19 protein-coding genes and 1 riboswitch are annotated in these 16709 nt (G+C 72.2%); of the genes, 4 read left to right on the top strand and 15 right to left on the bottom strand.

Translation table 11 applies throughout. The features are described 5' to 3' along the window. Nucleotides 1–104: 104 nt before the first annotated feature. From chrA to AB0F72_RS31365, 4 genes are all read right to left on the bottom strand, one after another. The gene (chrA, locus tag AB0F72_RS31380; RefSeq protein WP_360438729.1) at nt 105–1469 is read right to left on the bottom strand and encodes a chromate efflux transporter; all 1365 of its coding nucleotides are present in this window, start codon (nt 1467–1469) and stop codon (nt 105–107) included. A 20-nt stretch (nt 1470–1489) separates the two neighbouring features. Further along, complete coding sequence (locus AB0F72_RS31375; RefSeq protein ID WP_360438726.1) at nt 1490–1921, bottom strand: chromate resistance protein ChrB domain-containing protein; 432 nt, start codon at nt 1919–1921, stop codon at nt 1490–1492. Then, nucleotides 1918–2421, bottom strand: a complete 504-nt coding sequence (locus AB0F72_RS31370) for a Chromate resistance protein ChrB (RefSeq protein WP_360438723.1) — start codon at nt 2419–2421, stop codon at nt 1918–1920. Before AB0F72_RS31370 ends, AB0F72_RS31375 begins: the two co-directional genes overlap by 4 nt. 145 nt (nt 2422–2566) lie before the next feature. Beyond that, nucleotides 2567–3715 (bottom strand): NAD(P)/FAD-dependent oxidoreductase, encoded by a 1149-nt coding sequence (locus AB0F72_RS31365; RefSeq protein WP_360438720.1) that lies wholly within the window; start codon nt 3713–3715, stop codon nt 2567–2569. Nucleotides 3716–3836: 121 nt separating this feature from the next. On the opposite strand from AB0F72_RS31365, the gene AB0F72_RS31360 reads away from it, so the two are divergent. Then, nucleotides 3837–4487: a TetR family transcriptional regulator gene (locus tag AB0F72_RS31360; RefSeq protein WP_360438717.1), complete on the top strand. Its 651-nt coding sequence runs from the start codon at nt 3837–3839 to the stop codon at nt 4485–4487. A 7-nt stretch (nt 4488–4494) separates the two neighbouring features. On the opposite strand, the gene AB0F72_RS31355 is transcribed toward AB0F72_RS31360, so the two are convergent. The 4 genes from AB0F72_RS31355 to AB0F72_RS31340 form a co-directional block, all read right to left on the bottom strand. Beyond that, a complete protein-coding gene (locus tag AB0F72_RS31355) occupies nt 4495–5406 on the bottom strand; it encodes a methyl-accepting chemotaxis protein (RefSeq protein ID WP_360438714.1) in 912 nt (303 codons plus the stop codon). A gap of 331 nt (nt 5407–5737) precedes the next feature. Further along, entirely contained in the window at nt 5738–6499 is a 762-nt protein-coding gene (locus tag AB0F72_RS31350) for a sulfite exporter TauE/SafE family protein (RefSeq protein ID WP_360438711.1), read from the bottom strand. An 83-nt stretch (nt 6500–6582) separates the two neighbouring features. Then, complete coding sequence (locus AB0F72_RS31345) at nt 6583–7101, bottom strand: transglycosylase family protein (protein WP_360438708.1); 519 nt, start codon at nt 7099–7101, stop codon at nt 6583–6585. 40 nt (nt 7102–7141) lie between these two features. Further along, nucleotides 7142–7317: riboswitch (cyclic di-AMP (ydaO/yuaA leader) on the bottom strand. 238 nt (nt 7318–7555) lie between these two features. After that, a complete protein-coding gene (locus tag AB0F72_RS31340; RefSeq protein WP_360438705.1) occupies nt 7556–7918 on the bottom strand; it encodes a DUF1304 domain-containing protein in 363 nt (120 codons plus the stop codon). A 43-nt stretch (nt 7919–7961) separates the two neighbouring features. Between AB0F72_RS31340 and AB0F72_RS31335 the strand changes: the two genes are divergently transcribed. Further along, on the top strand, nt 7962–8180 hold the full coding sequence (locus AB0F72_RS31335; protein ID WP_360438702.1) for a hypothetical protein: 219 nt from the start codon (nt 7962–7964) through the stop codon (nt 8178–8180). A 16-nt stretch (nt 8181–8196) separates the two neighbouring features. Here the strand turns inward: AB0F72_RS31335 and AB0F72_RS31330 are convergent, their stop codons facing one another. Further along, a complete protein-coding gene (locus AB0F72_RS31330; protein ID WP_360438699.1) occupies nt 8197–8850 on the bottom strand; it encodes an alpha/beta fold hydrolase in 654 nt (217 codons plus the stop codon). A gap of 56 nt (nt 8851–8906) precedes the next feature. Here AB0F72_RS31330 and AB0F72_RS31325 point away from each other — a divergent pair, with 56 nt between their 5' ends. Together AB0F72_RS31325 and AB0F72_RS31320 are read left to right on the top strand one after the other, a co-directional pair. After that, complete coding sequence (locus AB0F72_RS31325; RefSeq protein WP_360438696.1) at nt 8907–9887, top strand: WYL domain-containing protein; 981 nt, start codon at nt 8907–8909, stop codon at nt 9885–9887. Between the two features lie 9 nt (nt 9888–9896). Next, the gene (locus AB0F72_RS31320) at nt 9897–10043 is read left to right on the top strand and encodes a hypothetical protein (RefSeq protein ID WP_360438693.1); all 147 of its coding nucleotides are present in this window, start codon (nt 9897–9899) and stop codon (nt 10041–10043) included. On the opposite strand, the gene pdhA is transcribed toward AB0F72_RS31320, so the two are convergent. From pdhA to AB0F72_RS31290, 6 genes are all read right to left on the bottom strand, one after another. Next, entirely contained in the window at nt 10040–11143 is a 1104-nt protein-coding gene (gene pdhA, locus AB0F72_RS31315; RefSeq protein ID WP_360438690.1) for a pyruvate dehydrogenase (acetyl-transferring) E1 component subunit alpha, read from the bottom strand. The genes AB0F72_RS31320 and pdhA overlap by 4 nt on opposite strands. A 164-nt stretch (nt 11144–11307) precedes the next feature. Then, nucleotides 11308–12153, bottom strand: a complete 846-nt coding sequence (locus tag AB0F72_RS31310; RefSeq protein WP_360438687.1) for a DUF1295 domain-containing protein — start codon at nt 12151–12153, stop codon at nt 11308–11310. Nucleotides 12154–12281: 128 nt separating this feature from the next. Next, complete coding sequence (locus AB0F72_RS31305) at nt 12282–12668, bottom strand: TipAS antibiotic-recognition domain-containing protein (protein WP_360438684.1); 387 nt, start codon at nt 12666–12668, stop codon at nt 12282–12284. A gap of 82 nt (nt 12669–12750) precedes the next feature. Then, entirely contained in the window at nt 12751–13617 is an 867-nt protein-coding gene (locus tag AB0F72_RS31300) for an alpha/beta hydrolase (RefSeq protein ID WP_360438681.1), read from the bottom strand. Between the two features lie 527 nt (nt 13618–14144). Then, on the bottom strand, nt 14145–14465 hold the full coding sequence (locus tag AB0F72_RS31295; protein ID WP_360438678.1) for a hypothetical protein: 321 nt from the start codon (nt 14463–14465) through the stop codon (nt 14145–14147). A gap of 22 nt (nt 14466–14487) precedes the next feature. Continuing rightward, a complete protein-coding gene (locus tag AB0F72_RS31290) occupies nt 14488–16686 on the bottom strand; it encodes a family 78 glycoside hydrolase catalytic domain (RefSeq protein ID WP_360438675.1) in 2199 nt (732 codons plus the stop codon). Nucleotides 16687–16709: the final 23 nt, after the last annotated feature.

Genomic DNA, 16709 nt, shown 5'->3' with positions numbered 1-16709 from the left:
CTCCAGGTACAGCGCCGTGCCCTCGGCCCGCGCCCGCACGGCCGCGCCGTTTGCGCGCCAGCGTCGCGGTGAAGTCAGCGGTCACCGGCACAGGCTAACGCCCGTCAGATGCCGGGCAGCCCGGCCAGCCCGGCGAGCAGGCCGAGCAGCGCCGAGACACCCAGGACCCGCAGCACCGACCACTTGGCCTTGAAGATCAGCAGCGCGGCGATGACCGCGATGGCCAGCGGAGTCCACCGTACGGTGTCCCACTGCGGCACCTGCAGGCTGAGCGGCCCGGTCGTGACCGTCCCGAACAGGGTGTGCACGGCGAAGTAGAGCCCGAGGTTCGCGATCACGCCGACCACCGCGGCGGTGATGCCGGTGAGCGCCGCCGACAGGGCGTGGTTGCCGCGCAGCCGCTCCACGTAGGGAGCGCCGAGCAGGATGAACAGGAAGCACGGCACGAACGTCACCCACGTGGTCAGCAGCGAGGCGAGCACGCCGGCCACCCACGGGTCCAGGCTGCCGGGGTTGTGGAACGCGCCGAGGAACGCCACGAACTGCACCACCATGATCAGCGGCCCGGGTGTCGACTCGGCCAGGGCCAGGCCACGGATCATGTCGCCGGCCGACAGCCACGCGTAGTGCTCGACGGCGCGCTGCGCGACGAAGGCGAGCACCGCGTACGCGCCGCCGAAGGTGACCACGGCGGTGCCGGAGAAGAACAGGCCCTGCTGGGTGAAGACGCTGCCGACGCCGGTGGTGATCGCGAAGAGCGCAACCGGAAGGAACCAGGCGATCAGGCCGATCACCAGGATCGCCGAGGTGCGCCGGACGGAGGGGCGGTCGTGGTGCAGGGCGTCGTCGGAGATCAGCGGCTCGGGCCCGCCGGATCCGCCGCCGTGGCCGCCACCACTGGTCACCAGCTCGGGCCGCCACCGGTGCAGCCCCCATCCGGTCAGCGCGGCCACGGCGATGACCAGGGGGAACGGCACCGCGAACACGGCGAGAGCGAGGAACGCCGCCACCGCGAAGCCGACCAGGACCCGGCTGTTCAAGGCGCGTGACCCGACCCGCCACACCGCCTGCGCGACGACCGCCACCACGGCCGGAGCGAGACCGGCGAAGAGCGCGGTGACCACGGTGGTGTCGCCGAAGCCGACGTAGATCGCCGACAGGGCGAGCAGTGCGACCAGGCCGGGCAGCACGAACAGGGTGCCCGCGATCAGGCCGCCGCGCAGGCCGTTGAGCAGCCAGCCGACGTAGATGGCCAGCTGCTGGGCCTCCGGGCCGGGCAGCAGCATGCAGTAGTTCAGCGCGTGCAGGAACCGGCGCTGCCCGATCCAGCGGCGCTCGTCGACCAGGTGCCGCTGCATCACCGCGATCTGCCCGGCGGGTCCGCCGAACGTCTGCAACGAGATCAGGAACCAGGCCCGCACCGCGTCCCGCAGCGGCACCACGTCACGGGGTGTGTCGGTCGTCGTCATCGGTTTCTCCGGGTAGTCGCTCATGCGGGCGGGCGGTCCAGCAGCAGCGCACGCCGCTGGTACTCGTAGAGGCCGTCGAAGATCGGGCCGGTCAGCTCCAGGGTCCGCGTGTCGTCGCAGACCATCGACAGTCCGCGCAGGATCACGTCGAGGCCGGGCGCTTCCGGCGCGTCGAAGCGCTCGTCGTCGATGTCGGCCTCGTGCACGATCTCGGCGATCCTCCACAGCACCGGGTCGTGCAGCTCGTAGCGGCGCAGGATGGTCTCGAACGTGCAGTCGCCGCCGTGATGCCCGAGATCGACGCCGCGCATGTCGAACGGGGTGGCGTCGGCCGGGACCGCCGACGGGTCGGCCACGAAGACGAATTGCGCCTGCGGATCGATGTGCCGGCGGATCAGCCAGGCGCACGCGGCCCGGTCGATGTGCACCCCGGCCCGGGTCGCCCACTTCACGGCTGCTCCGTCAGGACATCGCCGGTGAACTCGGCCAGCGCCTGCACCGCGTCGCGGGCCGCCCCCCGCTCGCGCGGCGGGAAGAAGTCACGGCGCCCGATGCGGTGCAGCTCGCTGCGCAACCGGCGCACCACCCGCGCCCGCTCCGGCTCCGTGCCGTTCCGGGCCGCCGCCGCCTCGTCGATCACCATCTGGTACTCGGCGGCGCGCGCGGCCCGCATCGCCGCGGCGATCTGCTGTTCCTGGGCGAGGGTGGACGGGGCCGCCAGCCACACCGTCGCCGTGCCCTGCGCCTCGACCACCTCCTCGGCGATCCAGTCGAACTGCTCCCGGGTCCGCGCATCCGCCGGCAACGCCACCAGCCCGTCACCGAGACGCGCCACGCCGAGACGCTCCAGCTTGCGCCACACCGCGATCCGCGGGCGCGACGGCTCCCGCGGCATCCGGTACGCCAGCAACACCCAGCGCCCCGGATCGCCGCCACTCGCGACGGTCACCATGACTGACCCCTTCCAGCAGGGGTATGTAACCACGGTTACGGCAGGGATTCAATGATGCCCTGGTGACATCTCTTTGAATCCCGGCTGGATCCGGCCCCCGCAAAGGCCGCGGTCTGCGCGATTCTCGCCGCGACCACGGTTCGATTCAGGACGGAGAACCCAGCATCTGACCGATCATGGCGAGCGAGCGGTCGATCGTCGCGAAGCCACGCGGCAGCATGACCCGCTCGTACCTCCCCACGGCCTCGGCCAGGGAGCGTTCACCCCGGGCCGCGGCGATCAGCTCGGCAGCGAGCGTGGCGGCGTCCTGCAGCGCGGTGTTGGCGCCGACGCCGCCCGCCGGCGGCATGGTGTGCACCGCGTCGCCGAGCAGCGTGACCGGACCCGGCCGCCACGGCCCGACGGGCTCGCTGGCGCGAATGGTGATCGGGAAGAACGAGCCGGGGTCGGCGTGCGCCACCAGGGCGCGCAGGGCAGGATGCCAGTCCGCGCAGATCCCGGCGGCGAGGCGCCACAGATCGGCGGCGGGCAGGGCGAAGAGCCGCTGATCCGGTACGCCGAGCCGCGCCACGCCGGCGACGAAGGCGACCATCAGGTAGTCGCGGGCGCCGGCCGGCCGCTCCCGGAAGAACACCGGGGCGAATCCGGCGCCCTCTCCCCGGTCACCGCCGACCCAGCAGAAACCCCGGGCGAAATCGTCCGGGACGAGGGCCGCGGTGGTGTCGTCGATCGTCATCCGACCGTAGAGGCAGCGGAGTCCGACGTCGCGCAGCGCGGCATGGGGTAGCAGTCGCCGGCGGACCGCCGAGCCGGCGCCGTCGGCGCCGACAAGGACGTCGCCCTCCTCGCCGCCACCTCCGGCGAACTCCACCCGGACCCGTCCCGAACCGGTCACCGAATAGCCACTGACCGCTCGCCCGAAGCGCACCCGGTCGCCGAGGCCGGTGAGCAGTCCCTGCCGGAACGCGTTCCGGTCGACGTGGGTGACGTCGGCGCCACTGACGTCCGGGAAGGTCTGCGCCATGACCTGCTCCAGCCGCTGGGTGTAGGACGCCACGAGATCGCCGTTGACCCCGCTGGTGCGGTGGACCTCGGCCAGGGCCGGCGCCGGCAGGCAGTCGCGCAGGGCGGCGTTGCCGTCCGGGTCGATGTGCAGGCGATAGCCCTGATCACGGATCGTCGGGGTGGGGTCCCGCTCGAACACGGTGACGTCCAGGCCGCCGTGATGGAGCGCCTGGGCGAGCGCCAGTCCGCCGATGCCCGCACCGGCGACGAGGATCCGTGGCACACCCATGATCAGAACCCCTTTCCGGTCCGGGGACCGAGGTGTCCCCGGACGACCATAATCAATCACTCGATTGCTTCTGTCAAACAAACGCATGATTAGCTCAGTCACGCGCCTGTATGATCGAGGCGTGTCGTCGAATCCGCGCAGGTCACCCCAGCCGTCCGAGCGCCAGCGCGACCCGGAGCGCACCCGCCGGCGGATCCTCGAAGCGGCGGCGGCGGAGTTCGCGGCGCACGGCTACGCGGGCGCCCGGATCCGCGCCATCGCCGCCCGTGCGGGCGTCAACCAGCAGCTGGTGTCGTACTACTTCGACGGCAAAGACGGCCTCTACCAGGCCATGACGCAGCAGTGGCAGCAGCGCCAGCACGAGCTCGTGCCGCCCGGCACGCCGATGCCGGAGCAGATCCGCCGGTACGCTCTCGAGGTGCTGCGCGACCCCGAGGGGGTGCGCGTCCTCGCCTGGAGCGGCCTGCAGCACACCGGCGACGGCCCCGGCGCTCCGCCGGAGACTTTCGAGCAGAGCCTCCGGCAACTCCGGGACCTGCAGGAGTCGGGCAGGCTGCCGGCCGAGGTGGACCCGGCCTGCGTGCTGGTCATGCTGATGTCCGCCGCGATAGCGACCACCACTCTGCCGCAGGTGATCGAGAGCGTCTGCGGCGCCGATCCGCGCTCGGCGGAGTTCGTCCGGCACTACGCCGACCAGCTGGCCCTGATCAGCCGCCTGATCGGCCTGGACGCCACCGCGGAAGACCCGCCACCCATCGACGCCCGGCGGTGACCGGCGGTCACTGGCGGGCCGTGGCGACGAACCTGTTCACCTCGCCGCGCAGCACCTCGGCCAGCCGGGCCAGGCCGGCGTCCGTGCCCGGCCCGCCCTCGACGGCGTAGGCGATGCCGTCGACGAGGCCGCTCATCTCCCGGATGCTGGCGGTCACCTCCTCCAGGACCCGGATCGCGTCACCGGCCGCCTGCTGCACCGTGGTGACCTGCGCGAGAATCTCCTCGCTGGAGGCGCTGGTCTCGGTCGCCAGAGTCTTGACCTCGTTCGCGACCACGCTGAACCCCCGCCCCGCCTCACCGGCCCGGGCCGCCTCGATGGTGGCGTTGAGCGCGAGCAGCCGGGTCTGCGTGGCCACTGCGTTGATCAGGTCGACCGCCCTGCGGATCTGGTCCGACGAGGTGCGCAGCGAGCTCACCGTGGTGAGTCCCCGCTCGGCGCCGCCGACCGCCTCACGGGCGAACTCGGCGAGCCCGTTCGCCGTCGAGCCCATTTCGGTGGCGGCCGTCGCCACCTGCTCGGCGACGGTCAGCACCGCCGACTCCAGCTCGTCGGCGAGCGCGACGCGCTGCTGCGCGGCCTGCTCGACCCGCTCCGCCGACCGGGCCATCTGCGCGGTCGACGCGGCGATCTGCGCGGCCGCGCTGTGAAACGCGCCCCGCATCCCCCGGGTGAGGAACTGCCGGTGGAACCGGCCCTCGGCGGCCGCGGCCAGCGCGCCGGAGGACTCCCGGATGAAGGCGTCGGTGATGTCGAGCAGCTTGTTCAGCGCTGTCCGGGCCCGATCCGCGCCCGGCCCGCCCGGCAGCGGCCGCAGTCGCTGCTCGAAGTCCCCCGCGGCCGCCGCCTCGCACACCTGCGCGATGAGATCCAGCGGATCGACGCCCGGCTCTGTCCGCGCGACGCCCCGCCGCGTCACGACCCGCCCGCATCCGCCGCGTCACCGATACGCATACCGACATGATCTCCCGGCACGCCCCCGGGATGGGGTGGATTCCCCTGATGGCGCACCAGGTGCCGGCTCGCGAGCCATGACGGTCCCCTTTCGCTGTCCCGTCACGCTGACCACGGCCGGGACGGGCCGGGTATGCCGTGCTCGGCCACTTCCCGTCCTCGATCGTCCACGAGCGCGCATCGGAGTGGGTCGCCACCAGGAACAGATCGGCGGTCAGCGCGGAGATCACCACGTCGGGCCGGACGTCCCTGCGGCCGACGCGCTACGACGGTGCTGCGGGGATGCAAGCGACGCGCTACGACGGCGTGGCGGGGGTGCCGGCGTCGTGCCACAGCACCCCGGCCAGGACCAGGGCGGCTACGCCGATCACCACGCGCAGCGGGCGCTCCGGAGTACGCCGCACCAGCGCCGGCCCGATCCAGCTGCCGATCAGGCAGCCGGCGGCGAGCACCCCGGCCGCTGCCCAGTGGACCGGCGCGAGCACCGCGTAGAGGATCGCGGCGGCCACATTGGAGAAGCCGAGGACCAGGGTCTTCACCGCGTTGGTGATGGCGAGCGGCTCGACGGCCGCCACCGAGAGCGCGGCCAGCATCATCACGCCGGCGCCCGCGCCGAAGTAACCGCCGTAGACCGCGATTCCGAACACCGCGAGGGCCAGCGGCGGCCGCCATCCGGGGCGGACGTACCAGGCCCGCAGCGGCTCCCGGAACAGCAGCATCAGCCCGCCGGCGGCGATCAGGCCGGGCACCGCCCGTTCGAACGCGGACGACGGCGTGCCCATCAGCAGCAGCGCGCCGGCTGTCCCGCCGGTCACCCCGACCACGCCGTGCCGGGCTATCCGGCGGGCCTGCCCGTGCAGCTCCACGCGGGATCCGGCGGCCGCGCCGAACGCGGTGGAGAGCAGCGCGACGGTGTTGGTGACGTTCGCCGCGACCGGCGGGATGCCGACGGACAGCAGGGCCGGGTAGGTGACCACGGATGCCAGCCCGCCCATCGACCCGGTGAGGCCGCCACCGACGCCGCCGAGGAAGAGCAGGACGGCATGGGCGAGGCTCACGGATCCCGAGCGTACGCCGATCGCCGGCCGCCGCGATCGTGGTGAGTCGGCGTTGACCCACCGCGATCGCGGCGGCGGCACGGTCAGCGCAGCCGGAGCCGCTGACCCGGGAAGATCTGGCTCGGGCTGTCGAGCCGGTCCTTGTTGAGCTTGAAGAGGGTGCGCCAGCCACCCTTGACCTTGTACTTCTTCGCGATCGCGGCGAGCGTGTCGCCGGAGCGCACCACGTAGGTGCCCTTCTTCGACGCGGTCGCCTTCTTCGACGCCGACGACTTCGCGGACGACGCCTTCTTGTAGACGCCCGCCTTCTTGCCGCACACCGGCCAGGGCTTCAGGCCGCGCTTCTTGTAGAGCTTGGTCGCGACCTTGATCTGCTCGGCCTTCGTGGCCCGGTCAGCGGTCGGGGCGTACTTGCCGCCCCCGTTCGCCTTCCACGTGCTGCGGCTGAACTGCAAGCCACCGTAGTACCCGTTCCCGGTGTTGATGTGCCACCGGCCACCGGACTCGCATTTCGCGAGGACGTCCCAGTTGACCTGCCGGGCCGCCGATGCGGGGCTCGCCGGGGCGAGCAACGTGCCGGCTCCGACCACACCCGCGGTCACCAGACCGAGGGCAAGGCGCGTTCGTCTACCGATCCGAGACATGGATGATCCTCCACGCCTGCGAGGTGAGCTGTCGGGTTCGGACAGAGGTGCCCGGCCGTCGTTCTGCGGCTTCACCCCAAGGCGCGGTCATGCGGCGCCGGAAATCGTGGGTCCCCCGCTCCTGCCTCTCCTATCGAGTCCGCGGGCGGCGGCAGGACTCGGCGGACCGCCCGTGGTGCCCGCCATCGCGGGACGGCCCGACGGTAACCACGCCACCGGGGCAACGACCAAGCCGAAACCCCCTGATAGTGACGTTCTTCACGGTATTTGCCCGATTTGATCTTGTTCGCGCCCCGGAATAGCGGGCATTCCCGACTTCCGAGGTCCGTCATATTCGGCACAGACCACAGCGCCCGGCCGGACGATGCCGGACCGGGCGAAAAAGGGCAGTGCCGGATCGGTGGGAAACGGGTCAGTTCGCGACGAGGACGGCGACGATCGCGAGGACCGCCGGAACGGTCTGCACGAACAGGATTCTGCGGCTCGCCGTGGCCGCGCCGAAAACGCCGGCGACGGCCACGCACCCGAGGAAGAACAGCTTCGCGGCGAACCCGGTGTCCCCGCCCGCGATCAGGCCCCCGATCAGGCCGGCCGCGAGAAAGCCGTTGTAGAGGCCCTGGTTGGCGCCGAGCACCCGGGTCTGCCGGGCGAACTCCTCGGTCAGCCCGAACGCCTTGCGCCCCCGCGGCCGCGTCCACAGGAACATCTCCAGGACGAGGATGTAGACGTGGATCAGCGCAACCAGCGCCACCAGCAGGTTCGCTAAGATGATCATGGCGACACCCTAGCTTGGGAGGCGCGTGCGTATGGTGTCCGCCATGAGCATCGACGAGAAACCGGGCGAAGCGGCGCGGGCCTCCGGAGCGTTCGCGGTCGTCATCGGTCTCTTGATCGCCGCATTCGGATTCCTCACCGACCACGTGCCCACTCGTGGCTATTACTTCGCCGGCCTCCTGGTGCTGGCCGGCAGCGCCGTGCGGATCGAGGCGGCCCTCAAACACCGGACCGATCCGGTACGGGTTGAGCAGCAGCCCTGATCGACCGGCGGCCCGATCAGCTCGCGGCCAGCAGGGACGCCAGGGCGTGCGGCCGTGAGAACATCGGCCAGTGACCGGCCGGGAGCTCGTGGAACGTCCAGCCGTCGCCGCTCATCAGGGCGAACGCCGGGACCGTTGCGGCCAGCCCGCGCAGCTGGCCCGCGGAGAACGAGCACAGGATCGCGGTTCGCGGCAAGGCCTGCCACGCCCCGCCGTGCCGCAGCGGCTCGGTGGCCGCGCCGACCGGCTGCGCCCGCCCGCGCTCGCGGACGACCGCCCAGTCGAAACCCTGCGCGGACGGCGGCGCCTCGGCCGGGACCGGGATCATGCCGTCGGCGGCGTCCGGCGGTGAACCGTCGAATTCGGACTGGGACATGCCGTCCGGCAGCGGGCCGGTGTCGACGTAGACGAGGCGGGCCACCCGGTCCGGCAACCGATCCGCCGCCGCTGTGATCACCGCCCCGGCGTAGCTGTGCCCGACCAGGACCACGTCGCGCAGCCCGTCCAGCAGGCCGGCGACCTGGTCGGCGTGATCGGAGGCCGTGACACCCCGGTCCAGCGCGAGCGAGACCTGGTGCACGTCATGTCCCGCGGCGCGCAGCGGCGCCGCCACCTCGTCCCACGCCCAGCCGCCCAACCAGAACCCCGGTACCAGCACGTATGTCGTCATGTCCGAAACGCTAGGCTCAATACCGGGCGGATTCGGCCCGGTATAAGGTGTGGCGCATGCCACAGTCACTCGGACGCGTTCTCGGCCTGCTCGAACTGCTGCAGGCCCACCCGGGCGGGCAGACCGTCGGGCGGCTCGCCGAGCGGCTCGGTGTCGACGAGCGGACCGTCCGGCGCTACGCGTTGCACCTCGCCGAGCTGGGCATCCCGGTCGAGGGCCGGCGCGGGCGGTACGGCGGTTACACCCTCGCTCCCGGATACCGGCTGCCGCCGCTGATGCTCACCGACGACGAGGCCGTCGCCGTGCTGCTCGGGCTGGTCGCGGGCCGCCGGATCGGGCTGTCCACGGCCGCGGCAGCCGGCGAGACAGCGCTCGCGAAGATCCGGCGGGTGCTGCCGGCGGCGCTCCGCGCCCGCACCGACGCGATGCTCGGCACCCTCGGCTTCGCCGCCGGCCGCCCCGCGCCCGCACCGGCGACCGCGACCGCGACGCTGCTCGCCCTGGCCGGGGCCGCCCACGACCGGCGGCCGGTCGCCTTCGGCTACACCAAGCCGGGTGGCGAGCCGGAGCGGCGGCGGCTGGACCCCTACGGGCTGGTCTTCCACGGTGGCAAGTGGTTCGTCACCGGGCGCGATCACGACCGGGGCGAGGGCCGGACGTTCCGCCTCGACCGGATCGAGGCGGTCGAGATCGTCGAGGGGAGTTTCGAGGTGCCCGCCGGGTTCGACCCGGCCGCCCGGGTCGCGGCCGGGCTGGCCACCGGCGCATGGCGGCACGAGGTGTCGGTGCTGCTGGACACCACTGTGGAGGAGGCGCGGCGACGGGTGCCGGCGACGGTGGCGACGCTCACCCGTACCCCATCGGGGGTCCGTCTTGTCGCCCGGGCCGAACGGCTCGACGGGATGGCGCGCATGCTGGCGGGCCTGGGCTTCGACTTCACCGTGGAGTCGCCGGCCGAACTGCGCGACGAGGTGGCCGCCCTCGCCGACCGGCTGCGGGCCGCGATCGGACGCATCGACGCCGGCGGAACGGGGTAAGGGAGGGCCATGAATGACGTGGCTCAGGTCAACACCACCCAGCCGACGGACTGGGCGCCCAGCGTCGAGCAGACGCGGCGGGCCGAGCTCAACCGGCCGTACCCTCCGCATGGGCGCACCGCGCCGCGCCCGGCGCCGGCGATGAGCAAGGACTAGGGCTCCGGGTGGAAGGACGCCTGGTAGGCGAGGAAGTCCGCGCGCTGGGCCGCCAGCTCCGGTGACCCGGTCGGGTAGACGTGGCCGAACATCTCCACCGGCTGCGGGTCCGGCATCGCCAGGACGCGTTCGCGCAGGTCCAGGGCCACCTTGCGGACGTCCTCCTCGACCTGGCCGAAGAAGTCCTCGCCGGCGATCCGCTGCTTGAGCAGGAACGCCTTCATCCGGCTGATCGGGTCCTTCGCCTTCCAGGACTCCACCTCGCCGGACGCGCGGTAGCGGGTCGGGTCGTCCGAGCTGGTGTGCGCGCCCATCCGGTACGTGTACGCCTCGATCATGGTCGGGCCGTTGCCCTGCCGAGCCTCGTCCAGCGCGTGCCTGGTGACGGCGTAACTGGCCAGCACGTCGTTGCCGTCGACCCGCACACCGCGGAAGCCGTAGCCCCCGGCCCGGTGGTAGAGCGGCGCCCGGCTCTGCCGTTCCAGGGGCTGGGAGATCGCCCACTGGTTGTTCTGGCAGAAGAAGACGATCGGGGCGTTGAAGACGCCGGACCAGACGAACGACTCGTTGACCTCGCCCTGGCTGGTGGCGCCGTCGCCGAAGTAGGCGATCACGGCCTCGCCGTCCGCGCCGCCGGTCTTGCCGTCCATCGTGACGCCCATCGCGTAGCCGGTCGCGTGCAGCGTCTGCGAGCCGATCACCAGGGTGTACAGGTTGAACTTGTGCGCGTTCGAGTCCCAGCCGCCCTGGTCGACGCCGCGGAACAGGCCGAACGGCATGATCGGGTCGATGCCGCGGCAGTAGAGAACGCCGTGCTCCCGGTAGGTGGGGAACGCCATGTCCTGCGGGCGCAGCGCGCGGCCGGAGCCGACCTGCGCGGCCTCCTGGCCGAGCAGGCTGGCCCAGAGGCCGAGCTCGCCCTGCCGCTGCAGGGCGAGCCCTTCGGCGTCCAATCGGCGGACCGTGACCAGGTCGCGATAGAGCTCCCGGTACTCCTCGTCGGTGAAATCGACCGTGTACGTCACACCGTCCTCGGTGGTCACGCTCTCCACATGGTCACCGTCGGGGGTCAGGAGCTGCACGCCGCTTTGTTGATCCACAACTTGACGCTAGACCCTCGGCCGGACGTGCGGTCAACCCGTATGGCCCGGTCCGCATCAGTCCCGCCTCAGTCCCACGCGAACGCCGCGCGGCGGGCGTCCTCGCGGATCCGGTCCAGGCGCTCCGGCGTCAGCCCGGCTTGGAGGGCACCCTCGAGGTGGCGTCATCTCCGACGCGGCAGCAGGGCCGGCACCCGGCGCATGTGCTCCTCGTAGGCCGGCCGCCGCTCCAGCGACCGCTTGTCCATCATCGGGATGCTGACGGCCGTGAAGAGCAGCACCATCGTGACCGGACCGACGACCGTCCACCACCATCCCGGGGCCGCGGCCAGCCCGAACAGCCACATCCCCCACCAGAACAGGATCTCGCCCAGATAGTTGGGATGCCGGGAGTACCGCCACAACCCGCTCGCCATGATCTGCCCGCGATGGGCGGGATCGGCGGCGAACCGGTGCAACTGCCGGCCCGCGGTCGCCTCGATCGCCACGGCGGCGGCGGTCACCGCGACGGCGACGATGTCCAGGACGCCGAATCCGCGGCCGGGCACGGCGACCGCCGGCCACACCGCGAGCAGCCCGGCGAAGACCACGACGGTCGGCATCAGCTGGATCCCGACCAGGTTGACCAGCCAGAACGGCGGCCGTTGCGCGCGCAGCCGCACGTACCGCCAGTCCTCCTGGTCCAGCCCGCGCCACGACGACGCCCAATTCCAGGTCAGACGCACCGACCAGATCAACACCAGCAGGAGTACGGTCGTCTGCCGCACGATCTCCCCGGACTCCCCCAGCACCCAGGCGAAGACGATCACGGCCGGCGCGACGCTCCAGTACGGGTCGTAGAGGCTGGCGTTGCGGATCACCATGCTGACCGCGAACACGACCAGGGTGGCTACCACGTCCGCGGCGAACGTGACGAGCAGCGGGTGCGGACCGGGCAGCAGCAGAGCGGCGGCGGCCCCCGCGGCGAGGGCCGCCGCCAGGTAGGTGAGCGCGACGACGGCGTACCTCATAGGCATCGATGCTAGTGGATTAGAGCTCCTTCGCGAGGTGCCCGATGACCGCGCGGGCGTCGCCCGTTACGCCGGGCCGATGCACCGGCTCGGCTTCAACACCCACCGCACCGGCCCGCGGTGACGCGTCAGAGCGTGCTCTCGGCGTACCGCAGCATCGCCGCGCCGAGGAACTCGACCATCCGCGGGTGGTAGGAGTTGTGCCAGTCCCGCATGCCGTCGTCCTCGGCGTAGAGCAGGGCCATGCCGATGTACGCGTCCCGGCTCGGGGCGTAGAACCGGCTGGCGATGGCGTAGTGCCGGCCGACCAGCTCCTGCACCGCGGCGTCCTGCGGGCTGGCCCCGGCGGTGATGGCGGCCGCGATCTCGCCGTACAGCTCGTGCCAGTCGCGGTGCACCTGGTCCTTGTCGACGTGCGACCAGCCATCGGTGGCGGCGAGGCTGGCGGCCTGCTCCTCGGCGAGCGAGCGGCGGCACCGCTCGGCGCGGTCGAGGTCGATCGTGGAAATGCTCATGTGCGGTGTCATGCCCCGTCGTTCGGTGTGTGTGGCAGCGAACCGTCCCACGCTGACGCACGGCCCGCAAGCCGATTAATGATCATCTGATCGCGGCGGCCAACTCCTCCGGATGCGTCATCACCACGTTGTGGCCGCCGGGCATGTCGACCAGCCGGCGTCCGGGTGCGGCGGCCACGATCGCGGCGACCTCGTCCCGGCGATCCGCGTAGAACCCCTGCCCCGGCAGGATGATCGTCATCGGACACGCGACCCGCTCGTAGACGTCGACACTCGGGAAGACCGCGGCGTCCGGCGCGGCGGTGGTCGTCATCATGACCTCCTCGATGGCCGGCCTCCGGAGGAACAGGCCGGCGCCGTCCGGCTCGCCGAACGCGCGGGTGGCGACCGCGCGGACCAGTTCCGGATCGGAGCCGGCGTTCAGCCAGTCGGTCGGGGTGACGGCCACCTGCTCGCCGATCCACGCGTCCCGCTGCCCGGCGTCGAGCCGCAGGCCGTACCCGAAAGCCTGCCGCAATTGCGCGGCCATCTGCGGGGTCCGGGTCCCTTCGAGGGTACGGGTGGACGCCTCCCGATCATCCAGGACGAGACCGTCGACGACGCAGATCCCGGCCGGCTCGACCAGGCCGGCCGCGGCGAGGGCGGTGACCGCGTACCCACCGGTGGAATGCCCGACGAGCAGCGGCCGCTCCCAGCCCAGCGCGGCCACGACGACGGCCAGGTCGCGCCAGTACTGCTCGGCGGTCACTGACCCGGCCGTGCTGTGCCCGTGCCCGCGCAGATCCACCGCGACCACCCGGTGATCGGGCGTCAGCCGCTCCGCGACCGGCGCCCAGGCGGCCGCGTTGTGGCCGGTGCCGTGCACCAGCAGGACGGGCCGCCCGGCCCCGCCGTGATCCACAGCGGCCAGCGAGCCACCGTCGACATCGAAGAAGATTTCCGCGCTCATGGCACCCCCGCCGGTCGGTCGAACCAGCCCATCATCACCCGCCGGGCCCGGCGCCGGGGGGCGGCGCTTCCCCGGCGCCGCGATGCCGCCGCGAGCCGTCGCCCACACAGGTTTCCCCGCCCGTCGCCCTCCGCGAGCCGTAGCTGGCGCAGATCACCTGGCCGGATAACCTGTCTGCGCTACGGCCGGGTCGCCCCAGCCGTAGGCCGCGCATGCAATCCGGGCATGATCACATGCCGGAGCTACGGCCGACAGGCACGAGCCGTAGCGGACGCATGCCATCCGGCCGAATAACCTGCCTGCGCTACGGCTCTGCCGCCCGAACTCCACACGCTCCGCGATAACCCTGCCTGCGGGTGGAGTTCGGGCGCGCTCCGTACCTCAACTCCACGCGCGGGCCTGAGCGGTGCCGGGCTTCAGATCCAGCCGTTGGCTCGGGCGCTGTGGGCCGCCTCGATGCGGTTACGCGTGCCGGTCTTGCCGATCGCCGCGGCGAGGTCACGCCCTTCAGCTCTACGACGGCAACGCTAGAAACGCGCCGGCGCCGGCGGCAGAGACGCCGACACCCGGCCGGCCGTGACAAATGTCCCGGCCGCAGCTTCCGGGCCGGTCGGCGCCCGGGTCACCGGAAAGCCCTCGTCGCGCAACGCGGCGGCCCGGCGCTGGGCGTCCGGCTCGGCGGTGGCCGGCGTTCCGTCGCTGAGCCAGCTGAGCATCGGCTGGCTCGGGTGCTCACCCTGGCCGAGCTCGATGCGCGTGTATTTCCCGCCGAGGGCCGCCGCCAGCGCCCGGAGCGGCTCGTCGGCGGCGGCCGCGGCGACCGTCAGGTGAATCTCGTATCGGCTCACGCGGGCACGCTAACCGCGGCGCTCACAGCGGGACGTCCGGCTTCCCCTCCAGGGAGAGCACCCCGGTCACCCCGTCCGGCAGGGTCACGTCGACGTCGAGCTCCCCGTCCTCGGCCACCCGCCAGGACACCTCGATCCGCCCGTGCCGGGTCTCCAGCGCGGACCGGCACCAGGTCAGCCCGCCACCGGGCCGCGGCGCGACGCGGACCTTCGCGTATCCCGGCTCGAGCGGCGCGATCCCGCCGACGGTGCGGTGCATCCAGTCCGCGACAGCGCCGAGGGCGTAGTGGTTGAAGCTGGTCATCTCCCCCGGGTTGACCGACCCGTCCGGCAGCATCGAGTCCCAGCGCTCCCAGATGGTGGTCGCGCCCATCGTCACCGGGTAGAGCCAGGACGGGCACTCGCGTTCCAGCAGCAGGCGGTACGCGGCGTCGAGGTGCCCGGTCACGGTCAGGGCCTCGGTGATGTACGGCGTCCCGGCGAACCCGGTCGACACCCGGTACCCGCTGTCCGCGACGAGGTCGGCGAGCCTGCGCCCGGCGGCCCGCGGATCGTCGAGCAGCCCGAAGACGATCGCGAGCGTGTACACCGTCGTGCAGTCGGACCGGACGATCCCGGCGGCGTCCACGTACTGCTCGGTGAAGGCGGCGCGGACCCGCCGGGCGAGCGCGGCGAACTCGGCGGCGTCGTCGTCGTGCCCGAGCAGCGCCGCCGTCTCGGCGACGAGGGTCAGCGAGCGGTAGTAGGCGGCGGTCGCGACCACCCCGGGGTCCGCCTTCGCCTTGGCCGGGGCGTCGGCCGGCGCGTCCGGGTCGAGCCAGTCGCCGAACTGGAACGATCGATCCCACACCCCGGTCGGCGACAGCAGCGTGCGGACCCGGCGCACGTGCGCGGTCATCGACGGGTACTGCCGGCGCAGGATCGCGAGGTCGCCGTAGGCCTGCCACAGCGTCCACGGCACCCAGACGGCCGCGTCCGACCAGAACGCGGTGCTGTCCGGGTCCGGGAACTCCGGCGGGTGCGGCTGGTACTTCAGGACGTCCGGGACGACGAACGGCACGAGCCCGCCGGCGGCCTGCTGTTCCGCAGCGAGGTCGGCGAGCCAGTCACCGAGGAATCCCTCGACGTCGAAGAGATAGGCGGCGGAGGGCGCGAACACCGCGATGTCGCCGGTCCAGCCGAGCCGCTCGTTGCGTTGCGGGCAGTCGGTGGGCAGGTCGAGGAAATTGCCCTTGGTGCTCCAGACGACGTTGCGGTGCAACTGGTGGAGCATCTCGTCCGAGCACGCGAACTCACCGGTGCGGCGCAGCGTGGAGTGCACCACCACGGCCGCCACGTCGAGCGCCGCGGACGGCGGCCAGCCGGTGATCTCCGCGTACCGGAAGCCGTGGAACGTCATCGTCGGTTCGAAGAAGTCCTCGCCGCCGCTGAGGATGAACCGGTCGGTGGCCTGCGCGTCGCGCAGCGGCCGCACGCCGAGCTCGCCGTTCTCCAGCACCTCGGCGTGCCGCACCCGGATCTCCGCGCCGGCCGGCCCGCGCACCGTGAGCCGCAGCCAGCCGACCAGGTTCTGGCCGAAATCGATCAAAGTCCGCCCGGCCGGCGACGTCCAGACCCGCTGCGGCGCCACGACCTCCTGCCGGGTCACTGTCCCACTGAGGTACGGGGTGAGCCGGCTCGCGTCGAAGTCCAGGGCGCGCACCGGCAGGAACCACTCCGGCTCGCCCCCGGCCGTGTGCCACTTCGCGGAGCGCCGCCGCGCGTCGATCGTCTGCCCGTCGTACAGGTCGTCGGCGAGGACGTCGGAGTTGCCGGCCGTCCACGTCTCGTCGCTGACCACCACCTGCCGGTGGCCGTCGGCGAACTCGATCTCGAGGGCGGCGATGACACCGAGCCGGTCGCCGTAGAAGGCCCGGCCGCCCATGAAGCCGAGCCGGCCCCGGTGCCAGCCGTTGCCGACCAGCACGGTCAGCACACTCGTCTGACCGTCGCTGATCAGTGCGGTGACATCGTGGCTCAGGTAGCGCAGTCGATGCTCGTAGGAGCTCCATCCGGGGCTGAGCACGTCCTCGCCGACCGGCGTGCCGTTGATCCGGGCCTCGTGCACGCCGAGGCTGCTGATCCGGAGCGTGGCCGTGGCGACGGCGCCGTGCCCGTCCGCTGTCGCGATCTCGGTACGGAACAGCGGCGCGCTGCCCAGCTCGACGGCCGGGCTGATCATTTTTGCGCTGTGGAGCATGGAGA

It is taken from the genome of Actinoplanes sp. NPDC023936 (assembly GCF_040639325.1).
Lineage (GTDB): Bacteria > Actinomycetota > Actinomycetes > Mycobacteriales > Micromonosporaceae > Actinoplanes.
This window is presented reverse-complemented; position numbering and strand designations above follow the sequence as displayed.